This window comes from Vibrio sp. R78045, assembly GCF_042466085.1.
Classification (GTDB): Bacteria; Pseudomonadota; Gammaproteobacteria; order Enterobacterales; family Vibrionaceae; genus Vibrio; species Vibrio cyclitrophicus.
In genome coordinates this window covers 1,426,168-1,443,082 of sequence record NZ_JAXHBS010000013.1, presented here as the reverse complement: position 1 = coordinate 1,443,082, position 16,915 = coordinate 1,426,168, and the positions used below count along the sequence as shown (strand labels likewise).

Here is a 16,915-nt window from a genome sequence, read left to right as displayed (position 1 = left end):
CAAGTGGACCTCAGCGCAACCAATAATCAAAAAAGCCGCGGTATATCAACTAAACCATTTAGCTGTTTAGCATACTACTCACGGCTTTATTAGGTAGCTTCATTCAACGATATAGACAAGTAAACCAGTTAACGTTAACTATTGTTAGATTGCGTTTCTAGGGCTTTCTTTAACAGCTTGTCGGCTTCATCTCGAGCGGCAATGAAGGTTGCTTTTTCCTTTTTAGGCACTGAATCTGCCATCGGAATATTCGCAGTCATCGCGTTAACAGGGCGACCGCGCTCGATAAGTTCATAGTGCAAATGCGCACCCGTCACTCGGCCCGTTTTACCCGATAAACCAATACGTTGGCCACGCGATACCGTTTGTCCTTTACGCACGAGAATCTTACTTAAATGCAGGTAACGCGTTTTATAAGTGCTGCCGTGCTGAATCACCACGTAGTTACCCGCGTAAGGGTGTTTACGGGTCATGATCACTTTGCCGTCACCCGTTGCTTGAACTGGCGTACCAATTGGCGTCGCGAAGTCGGTACCGTTATGTGGTGAGATTCGGCCTGTCACAGGATGTAGACGTTTCGGGTTGAATTGAGAACTTTGACGCCAGCCGCTACTCACGGGATAACGTTGGAAAGCACGCTGTAGGCTATCACCGTCCGCATCATAATATTGGCCATCGGTATGAAGATAAGCAGATACAACACGGTTTCTGTTGATGATCTTGATTGCTTCAATTTCACGTTTTCCGGTAGCAACACCATCAACAAATTGAGCTTTCTGAAGCACTTCAAACTGATCGCCAGCGCGTAAGTCTCGGCTAAAGTTCAGCTTGTCTTTAAGAAGAGTCACAATATGGTCGATCTCTATGCTGCTCAAACCGACTTTATTCGCCGACATCGAGAAACTACCTTGAATATCGCCGACTAGAGGCTTTTGTTTCCATTCACCAGGAATAGAGATATCTTCGAATTCATAGTTGCCATCTTCAAGTCGTCGATAAACCACTTTATCAGCAACACTAAATTGAAGTTCCATTTTTGAAAGATCACCTGTCGCCTCATTACGCCAAAAGCGCAATGTATTACCAGGACGAAGCGTATCCAACGCAAGGAAGTTTAGATCGGTTTCCATCACACTCATCATCGATTTATATGAAAATCCAAGCTGAGTGAAAATGCTACTCAAGTTATCACCAGTTTGTATTTGATACTCAAACGTCGGCGGTTCAATAGCAGTAACAGAAGAAGATGACAGAATTGACTCAATAACCGTTGAGTCCGGTAAATTCAGATCGACGGTTTTCGTCAGATCCGATGGCGAAGGTTGCAAAGCAACACCAATCGCTGCAATAAGTGGCAGTCCTAAAATCGCTACTTTTTTTACAGGTGAAAGCTCAGCAAACGGAGAGGAAAATATTTTTGAATACACGGTAAACAGGTCTTTCTACGATATAAAAGGCTAGGATATGCTTTTCAAACGCATAAATCATCAATGCATTGTCATAATATGATGCGAATCTTACTCTGTATCGCTAAGTCATTGAGTTACCGTTAATGAGGAAAGACATTTTTATGAAAAAATTAACCGCTGATTTTGGAAACAAAAAAGCAGAAACGGCTAGCTTCTGCTTTTTATTGATTTACGTTATTCCGTTTCGCTTGATTAATAACCGAAGCGAATTAGTTGTTTATTTAAGTAAAAGAAGTACCTAAAACAACAACGCCTCCTTCCCGAAAAATAAGCAAAACGTAAGATGCCGTCGTTAGGCGTTAACTGTCGAAACTAGACAATTATCTTCACCAAACTCATTCGCAATATAGCGATCTGCATCCGCATCATTCACCCATTGTTGGTCATCAACTAGGTAACGGAATTGAAATTCACCATTTTTAGGCAAACGAGTTTTAAATTTGTAAACTTTACCTTTTGCCAATTTTTTCATTGGCGTCGCCTTCCAATCAAGAAAGTCGGCAACGATGGATACGGAATTCGCTTCTTGAGCTTCTAGCTCAAAAGTCACTTCCACTTCATCTTTCGTCTTAAAAAAACGTTTATTAATCATTCGCAAGCTCCATTCGTAAAAATAAGCAGACACAAAGCAAAGTGTGTCTAAATTTCATTCGTCTATTTAAGATAATATGTAATTTAGCTCACATAAACAACAGATCCTTGCGCGAACAAAAACCTTATTGCTTACCAATTGATTGCGTATCAAAAGAAAAGCTCATTAATACCTTTTCAGAAGGTGGTTCTGTAAATGATTGTTCCAAAGAATGCTGAGTAAAGCCGATAAAACCTTCCCCAGTGAGTTTATTTTCCGTTTGAAGATTTTGTGCATTCGTCACTTCTAAAGTTTGAATCTGTATGCGATCACCCAAAAAAAGTTGATCGACCAACACAACTCGGCTTCGTTGTTTATCGTGTTTAAACAGACCTAGGTAGTAAAATACGCCGCTACCTTGATTTGACACCCACATAGGTGAAACAAAGAAGTTCGCCTGCCCTAACGTAACACCTGAAAGATTTTTAGTGTCGACCGTCACCACACCACGTTCTGCTCCCGAATCGTAACGACCAAAAGCAATTGATCTTGTTGTATCCAATTCCTTGATAAAAGCAAATGCGTTGGTTTCAGGCACTTTAATTGTCCATGGATTGGTCGTCTTCAAATCAAAAACTTCTTCAACCAAAGAGTCATAAGTGACTTGAGATGAAGGAAACTTCGCCAAGATCTCTTCATCACTTAAGCTAAAGCGATAAATACCCGCCAAGATCACCACTACTAGCATGACAATGGGAATCAGTAAAATCAGAGGTATTGGTAAGATTTTCTTTTTCATGAGCAATTATATTCTTTTGTTTTCATCCAGTTGTGCAGACCATAAATGGCTTTAGTATAATTATCAATACAGGGTTAACCAGAAGTGGAACATGGATGGATATCAATCATATTAAAAATAGAAATATCAGAAGTTGCGAATGCCGCTGTGGAGCAGTCAACCTAGTATGCAGAGGTGTACCTCAAAAAACCTCTATTTGTCACTGCTACGAATGCCAGAAACGAACTGGAAGTGTATTTGGAGTTCAAGCTCGATACCCATTAGATCAAGTGACATTAAACGGAGAGGTGACTCGTTTTTCTCGCATAAGTGACACTGGTAATGAAGTCACCTATCAATTTTGCCCTAAGTGCGGCACTACCATGCTTTTACAATCCGTTGCCGCCGCCGATTTTTACATCGTCCCGCTAGGATTATTTAAAGAACAAGATTTCCCGCTACCGAGCTTTTCAGTTTACGAGGAAAGAAAACATGGCTGGGTTAAGTTTGAACATCAAATGAACCAGTACAGCTAACAGTAATGTTTCGACAAACTGCTATGCTAGAAACAAATGCAATACTGTTGCCTAAGATCAAATATGATGGCTAGACAACGCTAGCGTATCTTTTTGCTAGCGTTATAATCTTGCTCCTCTTTTAACCCGGAATGAACCACATGATTTCAAAGCTACCTCGCTGGGTTGAATACGGCGCTTTACTGTTAGCGGGCCTTGCTGGCAGCGTTAACGCTATTGGGCTGCTCGGCTTCCAACACCAAGCCATCTCACACATATCGGGCACCATGTCTTTGTTGGGCAGTAGCTTACTCACCCCAACGTCTGCATCTATACATCTTTTGTTGGTTGTTATGAGCTTTATGTTGGGTGCCGCGTTCAGTGGGTTCTTTATTGAGAATCAAGCATTGAAACTAGGACGTCGCTATGGTGTCGCTCTGTGTATCGAAGGCGGATTGCTATTCTTATCACTATGGGCACTGTTACAAGGCTACACGTCAGGCCAATACTTCGCTTCAGCAGCATGTGGCTTGCAGAACGCTATGATCACGACCTACAGTGGCGCGATCATTAGAACAACGCACATGAGCGGTATCATCACAGATCTCGGGATAATGATAGGGGCAGGCTTAAAGGGAGTGCCTTTTGACCGTCGCAAAGGCAAGCTACTGATGTTCATTGTGGTTGGCTTTTTATTTGGTGGCTTAACCGGAGCTTGTCTATTCCAGCGCTTTGAAATTTTGGCACTGGCTTTCCCTGCCTCTTTTGCTTTCATTATTGCGTTTATCTATTGGCTCTATCTTACCTATCGAACTGAAACACAGGCCAACTTATAAATATCTGGCAATATATTCTTAAACTACGTAACATCCGCAACACTTTATTCTAAACTATTAATGAGTTTCAGAATATCCAGTTTGAATATTTAGCGGTATTTGATGAATAGTATTGCAAGAACTATCAATACTGGGTAATCTTGCAGCCAATGAGAAAATACGGATGTTTAGAGAATAAAATGCCAAGGATATGGCTTTTTTACATGTAGAAATACGAGAACAATTAACATGTCTAACAACACGAATACTGCTCAACCAGAGAAATCTAAAGGCAGTTTCTGGGTTTTCTTAATCCCATCATTGATTGGTTTATTCCTTTTCATGGCACCAATTAGCTACCAAGGCGATCTAACCATCCCTGTTGCTATCTTAGCCAAGTCAATTCAAGCGGTTTTCGGTGAGTCTCTAGTAGCAATTATCACTGCAATCGTTGCTTTCATGTCTGTAGCTTCCGTTTTAAGCTCCATTTTCAAGCCAGCATTCATCACATCAAGTTCATTTTTAAACGGCCTTTTCAACCCATCTCCACTTTGGTTGCTGGTTCGTATGATTGGTGGTGCTGCCGCATTCATGGCATTTTTCCAAATCGGTCCTGAGTTTATTTGGGAAGAGAACACTGGCGGCTTAGTGCTAGAAGGCCTACTTCCAACCCTGTTCTCGGTATTTATCTTTGCAGGTTTGCTACTACCTCTTCTACTTAACTTCGGTTTACTAGAACTTTTTGGCACATTATTAAGTAAAATCATGCGTCCAATCTTTAACCTACCAGGCCGTAGTGCTATCGACTGTATGGCTTCTTGGTTAGGTGACGGCAGTGTTGGTATCCTACTAACGAGTAAGCAGTACGAGAAGAAATTCTATACTCAGCGTGAAGCGGCTGTTGTTGGTACGACGTTCTCTGCAGTCTCTATCACGTTTAGCCTTGTGGTTATTGCTCAGGTCGAGTTAGAGCACTTGTTCCTACCTTTCTATGCAGCTATCTGTCTAGCGGGTATTGTGGCTGCGGTAATCATCCCCCGCCTTCCACCACTAAGCATGAAGAAAGACACCTTCATCGATGGTAGCAAGCCGCATAAAGACGCTGATGCAATTCCTGCTGGTTACTCAACATTCTCTTGGGGTCTTAAACTAGCGGTAAACAAAGCATCACAAGTGAAGTCGGCTAAGTCTGTATTTGGCGAAGGCGTTCGTAACGCAGTAGATATGGTCTTTGGTGTACTACCTGTTGTTATGGGCTTAGGTACGATGGCACTGGTTATTGCTGAATACACCTCTGTATTCTCATTTTTAGGTCAGCCTTTCATTCCTTTCCTTGAGCTACTTGGTGTGCCTGAAGCGGTAGCAGCCTCTGAAACGATCGTTGTTGGCTTTGCGGATATGTTCATTCCAGCAATCCTTGCAGCCTCTATCGACAACGAGATGACTCGCTTTGTTATTGCAGCCATGTCGGTGACTCAGCTGATTTACATGTCTGAAGTAGGTGCTTTACTTCTAGGCAGTAAGATCCCAGTGAACATCTTAGAGCTATTTATTATCTTTATTCTGCGTACTCTAATTACGCTTCCGGTCATTGCTGGTGTAGCCCATCTAATATTCTAAATTAGATGTAGCACGATAAATATGTAATTTATAAAGCCTTACTGTTGTGAGGCTTTTTTATTTATAATTAATATACTTAGTCTTTTAAGTTATAACCTGAACAATATATAAAATTCGGCATATCATTTAATTTCATATTCATTATTGCCCTCCTCTCATTTGAATAGAAAACCATATTCATAAACGCCTCATTAATAAATTATTAATTCCCAAAGACTCAAGCTTGCTTAAGTTTTCAACTCATTGAACAAAATACTAAAACTCGTAATTTTGCAATAGAGTGAATTTTACATCGTATGAGTTGTTGTATTTTGTGGTCTGATTTGTGAAATTACATTCAAGTAAATCCAAGTCTCGTCGATATATATAATCACAGAAACAATATTTACTTTAATCTTCGCAAAGACAGTGAGAAGGGGAAAATTCAATGAAATTTAGCCATAAGGTGGTTGCTGCATCATCAGCCTTGCTGCTAGTGACAGTATCATTGCTTTCAATACAACAACTTTACACCGTGAGAAGTGCGGTAGAAAACCACGTCAGTGCGAGCGTTAATGAGATGGTCTCAGGTGTTAAGAACACCGTAGTATCTGAAATGAACGCCAAGAAAGCATTGGCTCAATCAACAACTGAAGTCATCGAGATCGCTCCTCAAGATCATGCTTATGTAAAAACTATCCTAGAAAAGCCTAAGCTTAAAAATAGCTTTCTCGCAGTTGGTTTTGGCTATGAGGCAAACGGTTTCGTCATTGAAAATGATGACGGATGGGAAGCCGGCCCAGATTACGACCCACGAATTCGCCCTTGGTATATTGATGCTAAATCCAAAAACAGTTTAGTAGTTACCGCTCCTTATGTGGATGCATCAAGCAAAAAGGTCATCATCTCAGTAGGTACACCCGTAAAAGACAACGGCCGCTTCACTGCTGGCATGTTCTACGACTTAGAGCTGACTAACCTAGCGACCCTAGTAAATCAAGTAAACTTGTTTGATGCAGGTTACCTATTCCTAGTAACAGCCGACGGTACGACCATCGCCCACCCAAATGCAAAGAACAATGGTGAAATGCTCTCAAGCTACATGCCACAAGCTACGATTCGTGAAGGCTCTCAAGAAATTGAAGTCGATGACAAAACGTTCCTAGTAAACTTCACTCACATTCCAAGTGAAGATTGGTATATTGGGGCAATCGTTGATGAAGCAATAGCTTTCCAAACCGTTGAAGACCTGAAAAACAGCTCGATGATTTACTCGTTGGTTGCCGTAATTCTCAGCATCATTGCACTAACGGTTCTGATTCGTGTATTAATGCGCCCACTTGATGCACTTAACGAAGCAATTCAGGACGTAGCAAGCGGACAAGGTGACTTAACTAAGCGCCTAGATACCAACACAGACAAAGAGTTCTCTGACCTAGCGAAAGGCTTCAACACCTTTACCGAAAACCTACAAAGCCAAATCATTCAATCTAAAGCAATTGGCGTTGAGATTAAGCGTGGTACTGAAATCACAGTTAGAGGTGCAGGTGAATCAGCAAACGCAATGAATACGCAATTGCAAGAACTTGAACAGCTAGCAACCGCAATGAACGAAATGGCAGTGACTGCAACAGAAGTAGCAAACAACGCTCAAGGGGCGGCTGCAGCAGCTCGTGAAGCTGACGAAGCAACACTAGACGGTACTTCAGTAGTAAGTGACACCACGCAAGCCATTGATAACCTCTCAGCTCGTATCGACCAAGCCGTTGCAGAAGTACAAGTACTTGAATCAGCAACAGCAAACATTGAAACGATTCTTAAAGTAATCAACGACATTGCTGACCAAACTAACCTACTGGCATTGAACGCTGCGATTGAAGCCGCGCGTGCGGGTGAATCAGGTCGTGGTTTCGCAGTTGTAGCCGACGAAGTTCGTACTCTGGCGCAACGTACTCAAGAGTCGACAACTGAAATCCGCAACATGATCGAGCAGCTCCAAGCTGGCGCAAGCTCAGTATCTAACGCGATGAACCAAAGTAAAGACACTGCGACTGACGCCGTTGAACGCGCGCAGCAAGCGAACTCTTCACTTGACCGCATCCGTGACGCGATTCAGCGTATCTCTGATATGAATATTCAGATTGCTTCAGCAGCAGAAGAACAGAGCTTGGTAGCGGAAGAGATCAATAACAACACGGTTAAGATCAAAGACCTTTCAACACAAGTATCAAACTCAGCTCAAGAAGCGAATACGGCAATGCAAGTGCAAACTGATAATGTTCGTGCGCAGGATGAACTGTTGAATAAGTTTACCGTGTAAGATTGCATCTAAGATGGAACCAACAAAAAAGGCATGCTTAATCATTATTTGAGCATGCCTTTTCTTTTGCGAATCAGTAATTACAAACCTCTGATTTCCTAACTATTTTAGCCTAAATGCAACCATCAGCTATTAGTAATCAACATCATACATTGGTTAGGTTCAACCTTAATGGTTAAAGCCTTGTCTGCACATTCAAACACGTTACCGGACAATAAATCCGTCACATCACCCGTCCAAGTTAGTGATGCCGTTTTACATCGCTTAGATTTATTAATCACCACAATGCCTTTGTCTCCACGAACAAACACCAACAAATCATCATTCGCTTCAACCACACGCATTGCTTCGCCATGAACATGATTATGAAATTGAATCATATTTTTCATGTAAGGCGCTTGCCAGTCGTTAAGCCATCGAGGCTGGCCGTTCTGATCCAGAATACCGCTTGTGCTCAACTCACTGTAAACAAGCGGTACACCGCCATCTCGACCCAGAATGAAAGCATGTGCCAATCGTTCGTCCACTTCATCCATCACATGTTCCAAAAACACCTCGTTGTTTGGAATATCATGAGTCACAGCAAACGTAATGGCTCGCATGTTCGATAGCGCCTGACCAAAACAGTACGGATTGATAAGAGACTTAAAGCTGCCCTGCTCTTCAAAGGCTTTGAAAATGGTATTGAACAGCGGGAAATCATAAGCGCCTAAGCGAGTGTGTTTGAGGTATGGCTCAAGGAACAACTCATACTCTTCTTCCGTCGCACCACCATCAGTAATGATCTCGCCAAAGATGTGCATTTCTTCGCAGATGTCATCAGTCCACACCTTACGCAGATGTGACAGTGTCATGTGCTTTGCGGCATCAATACGGAAACCTTTCACGCCAATAGCTTTCAAGGCTTTGAGATAAGCTCTTTGCTGCGCGACCACATTGTCATTATCTAATAGCGTTGGTAAGCCGGGATCGCTCGCTCCACCGGTAATACGTCCATTTTGTACTTCCCAAGTATCTTTCCAATTCTTAATACCAAACGCTTCTACAAAGTCGTTTTCATCAAACAGAGTTTCAGAAAGATCACCAAACAAACGTATGGATTCGTAATACTCAGAATCTTGCTGGTAGGATGCCATATCTTGTTGATTGGGATACGTTAAATCACCTCGGATGCCAGATTCGTTGGCCATGTGATTGAACACGACGTCCACATAGGTACGAAGCCCATGTTGTTTTAACGTGTTCACCATCGTGATGAAATCTTGCGTGTCGCCAAGTTGATTATCAATCACACGATAGTCTTGTGGCTGATAACGTTGCCACCATTCGGTACCAGACTCTCGGTCACAACCTTTGGGGCCGCGTAACGACTTCATTGCTGGTGAAACTAAAACCGATTTATAACCCAACTCTTGAATCAGTGGGGCGTTCTTCATTACGTCAGCGTAACACCAGTCAAAGGCATGCAATATGACATCTGTCGCTGGGTTGCTTAACATAGCTGAACTCTCCATGTTGTTCTCCTACCAAACTTGTTTACAGCTTTCTAGATAAAGACAAGGCTAAAAGGCAAAGCTGCATAAATTTCCTTAAGAATGGCATTTATTATATGACTTACTCATTAAAACCCCTCCTCCTCCTATCAATTAGTCACGGCGGATAGTTGAGGGCGTAGCACCAATTATCGCATAACGTCTGGGATGAACACTCAGCCATCATGCTTTTAAATACGCCAAAAAGTGACAAAAAAGGAGCGTACATACGCTCCTTTTATTCCATTGCACACATATCTTACACTAGGTTCTGTAAAGAACCTTAACCACGTGCCAACCAAATTTTGTTTTTACCAGATGTGGTACCAACGTCTCACCAGAGAAACAAACCTTATCGAACTGAGGCACCATTTGACCTTTTTGGAACTCGCCTAAGTCACCTCCCTTTTTACCCGATGGGCAAGTAGAGTGCTTCTTCGCTAGTGTTTGAAACTTAGCGCCTTTCTTAAGCTGTTTAATGATGTCTTCTGCTTGTTCTTTATGCTTCACTAAAATGTGAAGCGCTGCTGCTTTTCTTGCCATGATAATTCTCAGTTTGTTTCTGTCAGTTCGTTACTGCTAGTTCTAACGATCAGTTTATCGCGATTTGCCCGTCGACTAGCTTCATCGACAGAAATTGTTCAGCAACTCGCATTTAGCGTGATTTTAACCCAAGAACCACTATTCTTCACTCTATAACCGAAAACAACCCTCTTAAAGGCCCTTAAAAACGGGTTAGTCACTTGCCCCTGCTTCCATTTCCCTTTAAATTAATCCTTATAAGTTAAGCGCGTATTAAGTAGGAGCCACATATGGCTAAAACAATCAGTAAAGCGAGTCAGTCACAGGGAATGTTGATGTTCAAGTTATCCCTCACTCAAAGTTTTGCGATTGGCACGCTTAAAGTTAGAGAAATCGTTCCTTTCCAACCAATGACCCAAATCCCCTACTCTCATCACCACGTCATTGGCACCGTCACTATCCGTGATCTTACGGTTCCTGTCATTGATATGTCTGCGGCGATTGGCTTTCGTCCTATCACCCCTTCTGAATACCAAAGCTGTGTACTCATCGTCACCGATTGTTTAAGAACCGTTGTTGCATTCTTGGTTCGTTCGATTGATAAGATCATTGAGTGTGACTGGAAGAGCATTGAATCGCCGCCCACCAGCGTTGGTCGCAATGTATTTGTTACGGGTATTACACGTTTTGAAGATCGTATCGTGCAGATGCTCGATGTGGAGTTATTGCTTTCTAAAATCTACCCACATTACGAAAATGCGCATATTCCGATGCTTACCGATGTCGAGAGAGAGCGCCTCAAAGCGCTGAATATCTTGTTGGTTGATGATTCTTTGATCGCGCGAAAGCAGCTGTCTGATGCCTTAGACAGTATCAACATCCCATATAGCATTTGTAACAACGGGTTAGACGCAATCGATCTGATGCGACGAGAGGCTAGCAAAGGTAATGCGATTGATCTTCTTGTAAGCGATATCGAAATGCCGGGGCTCGATGGTTATGAGCTTGCGTTTGAAGTACAAAACGACAACGCACTGAGGCATGCTTACTGTATTTTGCATACTTCACTATCGAGTGAGATCTGTGTCGACCGTGCCAATCAGGTAGGGGCTCATGAAGCACTTGAGAAGTTCAATGCAGGTGAATTAATCGAAGCCATGCTACGCGGTGCAAAAGTTTTAAACGAAGCATCTTCGGCTGCTTAGACGCTATTTTGGAAGCTAAACCTAGCATCATGCTTAATGGTTTAGCTTCTTAAGCATCAGAGATAAATCAGTGTAGAACTCTTCCTTAAGATTTCTTTGGCATAGAATAGCTCTTACTCACAAATTCCACTTCTTCAACTTCATTGACATGATTGGTAAAAGACGCCAATGCATAGAGTGTGTTCGCGACTAAGTTAGCGTATTTAAAAAGAATCGGATCTGGCGATTTTTTACTTTCATGATGCTCAATACTCACCAAGGCTCGCACGACTTTTTTAGCCTGACAACGACATAAGTGAAGCTCGCTGGACACTCGGTGCCCGCCCGGTAAGACAAACCCTTTGAAACCACCTTCTAGCTGATCGCGAATGTGATGATAATCTTGCTTGAGATCGACCAATTCAGATTCGGTGATGGCGAGCTTACCGCGCACAGAACCATTCAAGTGATAAATGTTCGGCTGCAAGCGTTGCAAGATCTCACGAACCTGAGGCTCTAGGTCTAAAGACAGTACTAATCCAATACGACAACAAAGTTCATCCGACAAAATTTCAAAATCACAGATAGGACTGTCTTCATAAATAAATGGGTAACAGAACTCATCCCAATCTCGACTTACTGGTTTCACGTATCGATCCTTACACACAAAATATTAATCAGATGCCAATATAGCAAACTCTTTGATTTAGACATAAAAAAGCCCTCACATTAGAGGGCTCTTAAAACAATAGCTTAAGCTAAGTTACTCGTTAGACACTTTTTTGTGGCCTTCTTGTAGGTGAACGAAATCCACCAGATCGTCACCTGACACTTGGTATGCCTGACCAAAGCCTTTAACGAACAGACCGTTCTCTGCTTTAAGGTTGAACAGAGAGAAATCTTGAAGCTGGCTCAGACCATCGATGATCTCGCCGAAACGCTCTTGCATCTGGCAGATCACTTGAGTCCAAAGCTCCGTTTCACGCTCTACAACACTTGCCTGAGCATCAAACGTTAAACGCTTACGTGCGTAAAGCTGCTTCGAGCTCTCTTCGTCTTCAATCATCATCAAAGAGACTTGAGGGTTTGCTTTCAAGTTACGAGCATGACGAGCAATATCAGAAATTAGAATAAAGTAACCTTCTTGGTTCTGAACGAAAGGCGCGTAACTTACGTTCGGGCGACCTTCTTCATCAACCGTTGCAAGTTGAAGGGTACGGCGCTCTTGGCGAAATTCTTTAATTTCTGGACCTAGGCGACCTTGTAGACGTTCTTGTTTTACTTGCTGTTCCATGGGTAATTCCTTTATTCACTTTCTCTGATTTATTATTTTTCTCGAGGTTGAGCGATCATTAGCGAACTAAACGATCCTCGAGCATTGATGTTCTGTTTAAACGAGTTGGCAACCTTATTTAAGCTTGCCGTTAAGTCTGCTTAAGCTTGTTCTTTTAGTGCTTTGAAGCGTTCTACTTGGTCGGCAATAAGCTCACGCTTTTCATTGCGACCTAGGTAGATCTTAAAAATGTTCTCGCCGGTTTCACTGAAGAAACCGAAGTAATGACTTTCACGACCCATGAACGCTTTGCTCACCAAACCAACATGTTTGATGTTGTCGAGTTTCAGGTGGCCATGAAGCTCGCCCTCTTTGCCCATCAAGTTGTAGTAACCACGCGCGACTTTACCTTTAGGGAAAGGCGCTTTTACTTCGAAGATTGAACCGAATGAATGCATAATTGTGGTCACAGGGCCCCAACCAACCAAACCTTCTAGAATCTCTTGAGCACGGCTGCCATCTAGCATTACCGCCATGTCGTTTGGAAAAGCAGCAACCACTTCAACTTCTGAAACACCTAGCTTCTCAGCAATCGCAGTAGGAAGCAGTTTTGGTTCTTCTTCTAGAATACGTGCGACACGTTGTTCTAGGGTTTGTGTCATTTCTAATGTTGTATCTGTCATTGAATATGTGTCCGTATAAACGAGTAAGTTATAAACTAAAAATTCGATATTAAGCGTGCTTCAAACTTGCATGCGGGTGAACGCCTGAACCTGATGCTTTCGGTGCAGGGTGCATCGCTTGATATTCAGCGTTAAGCACTTGAATCACACTCTGAGCTAGGCTTACTGCCCAGAAGCTACCAGCAATAGTCAGGCTCAGGTAATTCTCTGAAAGTTCAACCAAACCATTCTTCTCCCAATGTGAGAACAGAGGCTTCAAGTAATCGAAAGTGTCTTGTCCCATAAAGGTCGGCAACGTACTTCTTCTAACAACACCAGAATCAAAACCGGCCTTTAATGTCGAGAAGATTGGCTCTAGTGAGCTTTGCTTCGTCATCATGGCAATAGGTAATTGACCTTGCTTTATAGACTCCATGTAGCTGTCTAAAGTTCGATGTTGCATCACTCCATGACCACCGATGTTGCCACCAGCACCACAACCAATTGGAAGAACCTCGGCATAGGTTTTCGCTAAGCTGTTGTAAATGCTGCGTTCGCGGTTATCACGAGTCCAGTGATTCACACTCAGTTGCTTGACTTTATTTTTTGTCATGAACTCGACACCCGCCAAGTACATGCTCGCTTTATCTGGCGTATTCGCTGGTGGTGGAATTTTTCCTTTCTCAACGAGATTAAGCATAGGAGCATTACCCCCAACAATCAGTTGGTAGAGATCAATACCGTGTGCACCAGTAGACATGTAGTCTTCTAAATCTTGTTGGAACACTTCCATTGACTGGTATGGCAATCCGTATAACAGATCAAGAACGATTGGCGCTTGCTCGGTACGACTCAAAGCACTGATACGTTCTAGCACAACCTCACGGTCATCTAGGCGCTTAGCACTGCGTCGCACTTGAGTATTAAAACTTTGAATACCGAATGAGAAACGGTTGAAGCCACCTTCAAGCGCACGATCAAACATCTCGTCGCCAAATCGATTGATGCGCCCTTCCAATGTCATCTCAACATCGTTTGCTAGTGGGAAATATTGGCGAATAGCCTTACCTAATTGCTCTACTTGTTGAGGCGATAAATCAGTAGGTGTTCCGCCACCAATGTAGACGGCATGAAATAATCCAGACTGAGCCCAAGGGGTTTTGGCTTTTTGCTTTAACTCAATCATCAATGCATCGAAGTACTCATCGACTAATTTACGGCTCGCGGCGTTTTGGAAAAAGTTACAAAACGTACAACGCACACGACAGAAAGGAATATGGATATACAAGCAACGCTTATCCTGTTTTTTCCCTTCGCTTAGCATCAGTTCATCAAAGAGCTCCAACTTCTTGCTCGGGTCGACCGGAATTGAACTTCCTCCGGCATGTGCAGAATGCTTTTTCGCAAACGCAAAACGAAGCGGATCTGGGCTAGAAACACCCAGAATTGATTCGTCAAATTTATAAATATCAAGACTCATATAATCTCTCTAAACACTTACATAGCAAAGTCTGGAAGACTATTCGCTAAAACTGAGAGAATCATAAATAGACGCAAATGATAATGCAATTGATAATTGATCTTATTTAGATTCTGAGCAATAATCCGGTACAGATTTTAGATTTGGTAAAGGATTGAAAGTGAACGTTCCTAGATATGTTATTGCAGGCGGTGCATCGTTAGTGATTCATGCAGCGCTATTGTTTGTCGCTCAAGAATCCAAAGTATTCGCGATGCCTGCAGGTAGCCAATCGAACACGGTATCGATCAACTTCACGCCTAAGAGCACGCCTTCTCAAGCTCAACAAAAAACCATCACAGAGCCGGTTGAACCAGAACCAATCAAAGAAACAGTCTCACAAGCTGAACCTAAACCTGTCGAACCCAAGGCCGTTGAGCCAAAACAAGCCAAACCGACGCCAAAGAAAAAAGCGATCACCAATAAGCCTCAACCCAAGAAAGTAGAGAAAAAGGTTGTTGAAAAGAGAGTCGAAAAGAAGCCGATTCAAAAGAAACCAGTGACTCAGAAAAAGGTCGTTAAGAAAGAACGCCCAGAACCAAAGTCCAAACCAACGCCTCAACCAGAAAAACTGGCCGACAAGAAAATCGATAGAAATCTGGCCGAGTCTGCCAACCAACCTCAGGAAGTAAACCAAGGCGTATCAAACCAAGAGCCCGTATTAGTGACTAAGCCCTCTTTTTCTTCACGCCCGACACCACCGAATTACCCACGCCAAGCGAGACGTCGTGGGGTTGAAGGTGTCGCAACTTATGAGGTCTGGTTAGACGCTGAAGGCAAACAGATTAAACAAGCATTAGTAAATTCATCAGGCGCACTAATGCTCGACAACGCCGCTTTAGACGCCATTAAACAATGGAAATTCTCACCTCACACTGTCAATGGTCGAGCGATTGCTCACCGTGTACAAATACCTGTTCGTTTTAGGTTGGATTAATCATGCAACAAATCAGTTACTTACAAGATCAACTTGGCTTAATGACTTGGCCTCTTCTTATATGTTCAGCATTAACCGCAATGATCATCGCTGAACGAGTCTTCCAAGTGATGTTAAGCATTGGTGTTGGCAAGCGCGCCATTCGTCGCGAGCTCAATCAAATATCACCAACCAACAACAAAGAGATTGAAGCGCTTGCTCAGTCTATTTCAGGGAAAAGACCGCTGCTGTACAAGGGCGTCTCGATGTTGCTTGCTCACCACTCTTTTTCGAAAGGACTACGTGAAGATGCAGCAGGCATCTGGCTACAAGAAAAACGCCACCAGCTTCATGCAGGTTTAAGGTTGCTTGGTTTAATCGGCGTGATCAGTCCACTAATTGGCTTGCTTGGTACGGTGCTTGGTCTTATTGAGATGTTCAAAGGTGTAGCTGCTACCACCGGAAGTATTACACCAAATGATCTAGCTGACGGCCTTGGCTTAGCAATGAGAACCACAGCTGCAGGTTTGATGATTGCACTGCCTGCAATTTCAGGCGCACAGCTATTAGGCCTTTGGGCTGACCGAGTACTCGCTCAGCTAGAACATACCCTGAACTATGTGAATGTGTGGCTAGAAGGTATGTCGATTCAAACCAATCAATCTGATGATAATCAAGGTAAGCCAGTCAACAAAGCCTCTATCGGTGATGTGAGCCAAGCATGATTAAGACGCCCCACTCATCTCACACACAGAGCCTAGCGCCGGACTTAACACCGCTGCTCGACATCATTTTTATCGTGATGGTTTTTCTATTGCTTACGGCATCAGTAAAGCTGGAGTCACTGGAAGTTGAACTGCCTAGTTCTGACGTTAAAAACGTTTCTGAAGTCCACAAAGACTCGATTAGCGTCAACATTCTAGACCATGAACCCTACTGGGCGATTAACGGCCAAGAGTACATCGACTGGGAAAACTTCAAGATTGCCTTGTTAGAAGAGACAGGTTCAACAGATAAAAAGCCGATCATCATTGGCGCGGATAAAGCCGCCAACGTTGAAAACTTAGTGAAGCTGCTTTCATTTCTTCAAGAAAACGGAATACCAGCGACTCAATTGCTCACTGACGATGGCTAAAACAAGACTCAATTTTCACGAGGTTTGGCTTCTGACCGATAAGACTAAACAATCAGAGCTAAGCCTCTCTATCGACTCGAACTCACAATGCGAACGGACTGCTCA

The 16,915-nt window shown here is 42.9% G+C and carries 18 protein-coding genes; 9 read left to right on the top strand and 9 right to left on the bottom strand.

Annotated elements, in window-relative coordinates:
• Positions 1-134: 134 nt before the first annotated feature.
• Positions 135-1,427, bottom strand: coding sequence for a peptidoglycan DD-metalloendopeptidase family protein (locus tag SJY39_RS16915; protein ID WP_016793777.1), 1,293 nt, complete (start codon positions 1,425-1,427; stop codon positions 135-137).
• Positions 1,428-1,570: 143 nt separating this feature from the next.
• Here SJY39_RS16915 and SJY39_RS16910 point away from each other — a divergent pair, with 143 nt between their 5' ends.
• Positions 1,571-1,711, top strand: a complete 141-nt coding sequence (locus SJY39_RS16910; RefSeq protein WP_016768798.1) for a hypothetical protein — start codon at positions 1,571-1,573, stop codon at positions 1,709-1,711.
• Between the two features lie 50 nt (positions 1,712-1,761).
• Here SJY39_RS16910 and SJY39_RS16905 read toward each other — a convergent pair whose 3' ends face one another.
• Both SJY39_RS16905 and SJY39_RS16900 read right to left on the bottom strand, forming a co-directional pair.
• Positions 1,762-2,061 carry an isoamylase early set domain-containing protein gene (locus SJY39_RS16905; RefSeq protein ID WP_010431194.1) on the bottom strand — a complete coding sequence of 100 codons (300 nt, stop codon included), beginning with the start codon at positions 2,059-2,061 and terminating at the stop codon, positions 1,762-1,764.
• Positions 2,062-2,185: 124 nt separating this feature from the next.
• Positions 2,186-2,839 carry a hypothetical protein gene (locus tag SJY39_RS16900; RefSeq protein ID WP_010431197.1) on the bottom strand — a complete coding sequence of 218 codons (654 nt, stop codon included), beginning with the start codon at positions 2,837-2,839 and terminating at the stop codon, positions 2,186-2,188.
• Between the two features lie 32 nt (positions 2,840-2,871).
• On the opposite strand from SJY39_RS16900, the gene SJY39_RS16895 reads away from it, so the two are divergent.
• The 4 genes from SJY39_RS16895 to SJY39_RS16880 all read left to right on the top strand — a co-directional run bounded on the left by SJY39_RS16895 (position 2,872) and on the right by SJY39_RS16880 (position 8,067).
• Positions 2,872-3,354, top strand: coding sequence for a GFA family protein (locus SJY39_RS16895; protein WP_198590917.1), 483 nt, complete (start codon positions 2,872-2,874; stop codon positions 3,352-3,354).
• A 140-nt stretch (positions 3,355-3,494) separates the two neighbouring features.
• Positions 3,495-4,169 (top strand): YoaK family protein, encoded by a 675-nt coding sequence (locus SJY39_RS16890; protein ID WP_010431200.1) that lies wholly within the window; start codon positions 3,495-3,497, stop codon positions 4,167-4,169.
• A gap of 228 nt (positions 4,170-4,397) precedes the next feature.
• A complete protein-coding gene (locus SJY39_RS16885; protein WP_010431202.1) occupies positions 4,398-5,768 on the top strand; it encodes a YjiH family protein in 1,371 nt (456 codons plus the stop codon).
• Between the two features lie 427 nt (positions 5,769-6,195).
• Positions 6,196-8,067 carry a methyl-accepting chemotaxis protein gene (locus SJY39_RS16880; protein WP_016793779.1) on the top strand — a complete coding sequence of 624 codons (1,872 nt, stop codon included), beginning with the start codon at positions 6,196-6,198 and terminating at the stop codon, positions 8,065-8,067.
• 125 nt (positions 8,068-8,192) lie between these two features.
• Here the strand turns inward: SJY39_RS16880 and SJY39_RS16875 are convergent, their stop codons facing one another.
• Positions 8,193-9,581: an alpha-amylase family glycosyl hydrolase gene (locus SJY39_RS16875; protein WP_010431206.1), complete on the bottom strand. Its 1,389-nt coding sequence runs from the start codon at positions 9,579-9,581 to the stop codon at positions 8,193-8,195.
• Positions 9,582-9,863: 282 nt separating this feature from the next.
• Entirely contained in the window at positions 9,864-10,142 is a 279-nt protein-coding gene (gene ppiC / locus SJY39_RS16870; protein WP_010431207.1) for a peptidylprolyl isomerase PpiC, read from the bottom strand.
• A gap of 269 nt (positions 10,143-10,411) precedes the next feature.
• On the opposite strand from ppiC, the gene SJY39_RS16865 reads away from it, so the two are divergent.
• Positions 10,412-11,326 (top strand): chemotaxis protein, encoded by a 915-nt coding sequence (locus SJY39_RS16865; RefSeq protein ID WP_010431209.1) that lies wholly within the window; start codon positions 10,412-10,414, stop codon positions 11,324-11,326.
• Between the two features lie 85 nt (positions 11,327-11,411).
• Here the strand turns inward: SJY39_RS16865 and SJY39_RS16860 are convergent, their stop codons facing one another.
• The 4 genes from SJY39_RS16860 to hutW form a co-directional block, all read right to left on the bottom strand.
• Entirely contained in the window at positions 11,412-11,954 is a 543-nt protein-coding gene (locus tag SJY39_RS16860; protein WP_016788095.1) for an ATP:cob(I)alamin adenosyltransferase, read from the bottom strand.
• 114 nt (positions 11,955-12,068) lie between these two features.
• The gene (hutZ, locus tag SJY39_RS16855; protein ID WP_010431215.1) at positions 12,069-12,599 is read right to left on the bottom strand and encodes a heme utilization protein HutZ; all 531 of its coding nucleotides are present in this window, start codon (positions 12,597-12,599) and stop codon (positions 12,069-12,071) included.
• Positions 12,600-12,739: 140 nt separating this feature from the next.
• The gene (hutX, locus tag SJY39_RS16850; RefSeq protein WP_010431218.1) at positions 12,740-13,261 is read right to left on the bottom strand and encodes a heme utilization cystosolic carrier protein HutX; all 522 of its coding nucleotides are present in this window, start codon (positions 13,259-13,261) and stop codon (positions 12,740-12,742) included.
• 49 nt (positions 13,262-13,310) lie between these two features.
• Complete coding sequence (hutW, locus tag SJY39_RS16845; RefSeq protein WP_016789885.1) at positions 13,311-14,720, bottom strand: heme anaerobic degradation radical SAM methyltransferase ChuW/HutW; 1,410 nt, start codon at positions 14,718-14,720, stop codon at positions 13,311-13,313.
• A gap of 160 nt (positions 14,721-14,880) precedes the next feature.
• Here hutW and SJY39_RS16840 point away from each other — a divergent pair, with 160 nt between their 5' ends.
• Genes SJY39_RS16840 through SJY39_RS16830 form a run of 3 tightly spaced genes read left to right on the top strand, consistent with a single transcriptional unit; the run spans position 14,881 to position 16,810 of the window.
• Positions 14,881-15,696 carry an energy transducer TonB gene (locus SJY39_RS16840; RefSeq protein WP_016768802.1) on the top strand — a complete coding sequence of 272 codons (816 nt, stop codon included), beginning with the start codon at positions 14,881-14,883 and terminating at the stop codon, positions 15,694-15,696.
• A gap of 2 nt (positions 15,697-15,698) precedes the next feature.
• The gene (locus tag SJY39_RS16835; RefSeq protein ID WP_016768803.1) at positions 15,699-16,400 is read left to right on the top strand and encodes a MotA/TolQ/ExbB proton channel family protein; all 702 of its coding nucleotides are present in this window, start codon (positions 15,699-15,701) and stop codon (positions 16,398-16,400) included.
• A complete protein-coding gene (locus SJY39_RS16830) occupies positions 16,397-16,810 on the top strand; it encodes a biopolymer transporter ExbD (protein WP_016768804.1) in 414 nt (137 codons plus the stop codon). The genes SJY39_RS16835 and SJY39_RS16830 overlap by 4 nt, the downstream gene beginning before the upstream one ends.
• The last annotated feature ends 105 nt before the right edge of the window (positions 16,811-16,915 follow it).

What these genes read in the sequence shown, in the direction of transcription:
- SJY39_RS16910 (WP_016768798.1), top strand. Translation starts at nt 1,571, where the DNA reads ATGAAAAAATTAACCGCTGATTTTGGAAACAAAAAAGCAGAAACGGCT.
- SJY39_RS16905 (WP_010431194.1), bottom strand. Translation starts at nt 2,061, where the DNA reads ATGATTAATAAACGTTTTTTTAAGACGAAAGATGAAGTGGAAGTGACT.
- SJY39_RS16900 (WP_010431197.1), bottom strand. Translation starts at nt 2,839, where the DNA reads ATGAAAAAGAAAATCTTACCAATACCTCTGATTTTACTGATTCCCATT.
- SJY39_RS16890 (WP_010431200.1), top strand. Translation starts at nt 3,495, where the DNA reads ATGATTTCAAAGCTACCTCGCTGGGTTGAATACGGCGCTTTACTGTTA.
- SJY39_RS16885 (WP_010431202.1), top strand. Translation starts at nt 4,398, where the DNA reads ATGTCTAACAACACGAATACTGCTCAACCAGAGAAATCTAAAGGCAGT.
- SJY39_RS16880 (WP_016793779.1), top strand. Translation starts at nt 6,196, where the DNA reads ATGAAATTTAGCCATAAGGTGGTTGCTGCATCATCAGCCTTGCTGCTA.
- SJY39_RS16875 (WP_010431206.1), bottom strand. Translation starts at nt 9,581, where the DNA reads ATGGAGAGTTCAGCTATGTTAAGCAACCCAGCGACAGATGTCATATTG.
- ppiC (WP_010431207.1), bottom strand. Translation starts at nt 10,142, where the DNA reads ATGGCAAGAAAAGCAGCAGCGCTTCACATTTTAGTGAAGCATAAAGAA.
- SJY39_RS16865 (WP_010431209.1), top strand. Translation starts at nt 10,412, where the DNA reads ATGGCTAAAACAATCAGTAAAGCGAGTCAGTCACAGGGAATGTTGATG.
- hutZ (WP_010431215.1), bottom strand. Translation starts at nt 12,599, where the DNA reads ATGGAACAGCAAGTAAAACAAGAACGTCTACAAGGTCGCCTAGGTCCA.
- hutX (WP_010431218.1), bottom strand. Translation starts at nt 13,261, where the DNA reads ATGACAGATACAACATTAGAAATGACACAAACCCTAGAACAACGTGTC.
- hutW (WP_016789885.1), bottom strand. Translation starts at nt 14,720, where the DNA reads ATGAGTCTTGATATTTATAAATTTGACGAATCAATTCTGGGTGTTTCT.
- SJY39_RS16835 (WP_016768803.1), top strand. Translation starts at nt 15,699, where the DNA reads ATGCAACAAATCAGTTACTTACAAGATCAACTTGGCTTAATGACTTGG.
- SJY39_RS16830 (WP_016768804.1), top strand. Translation starts at nt 16,397, where the DNA reads ATGATTAAGACGCCCCACTCATCTCACACACAGAGCCTAGCGCCGGAC.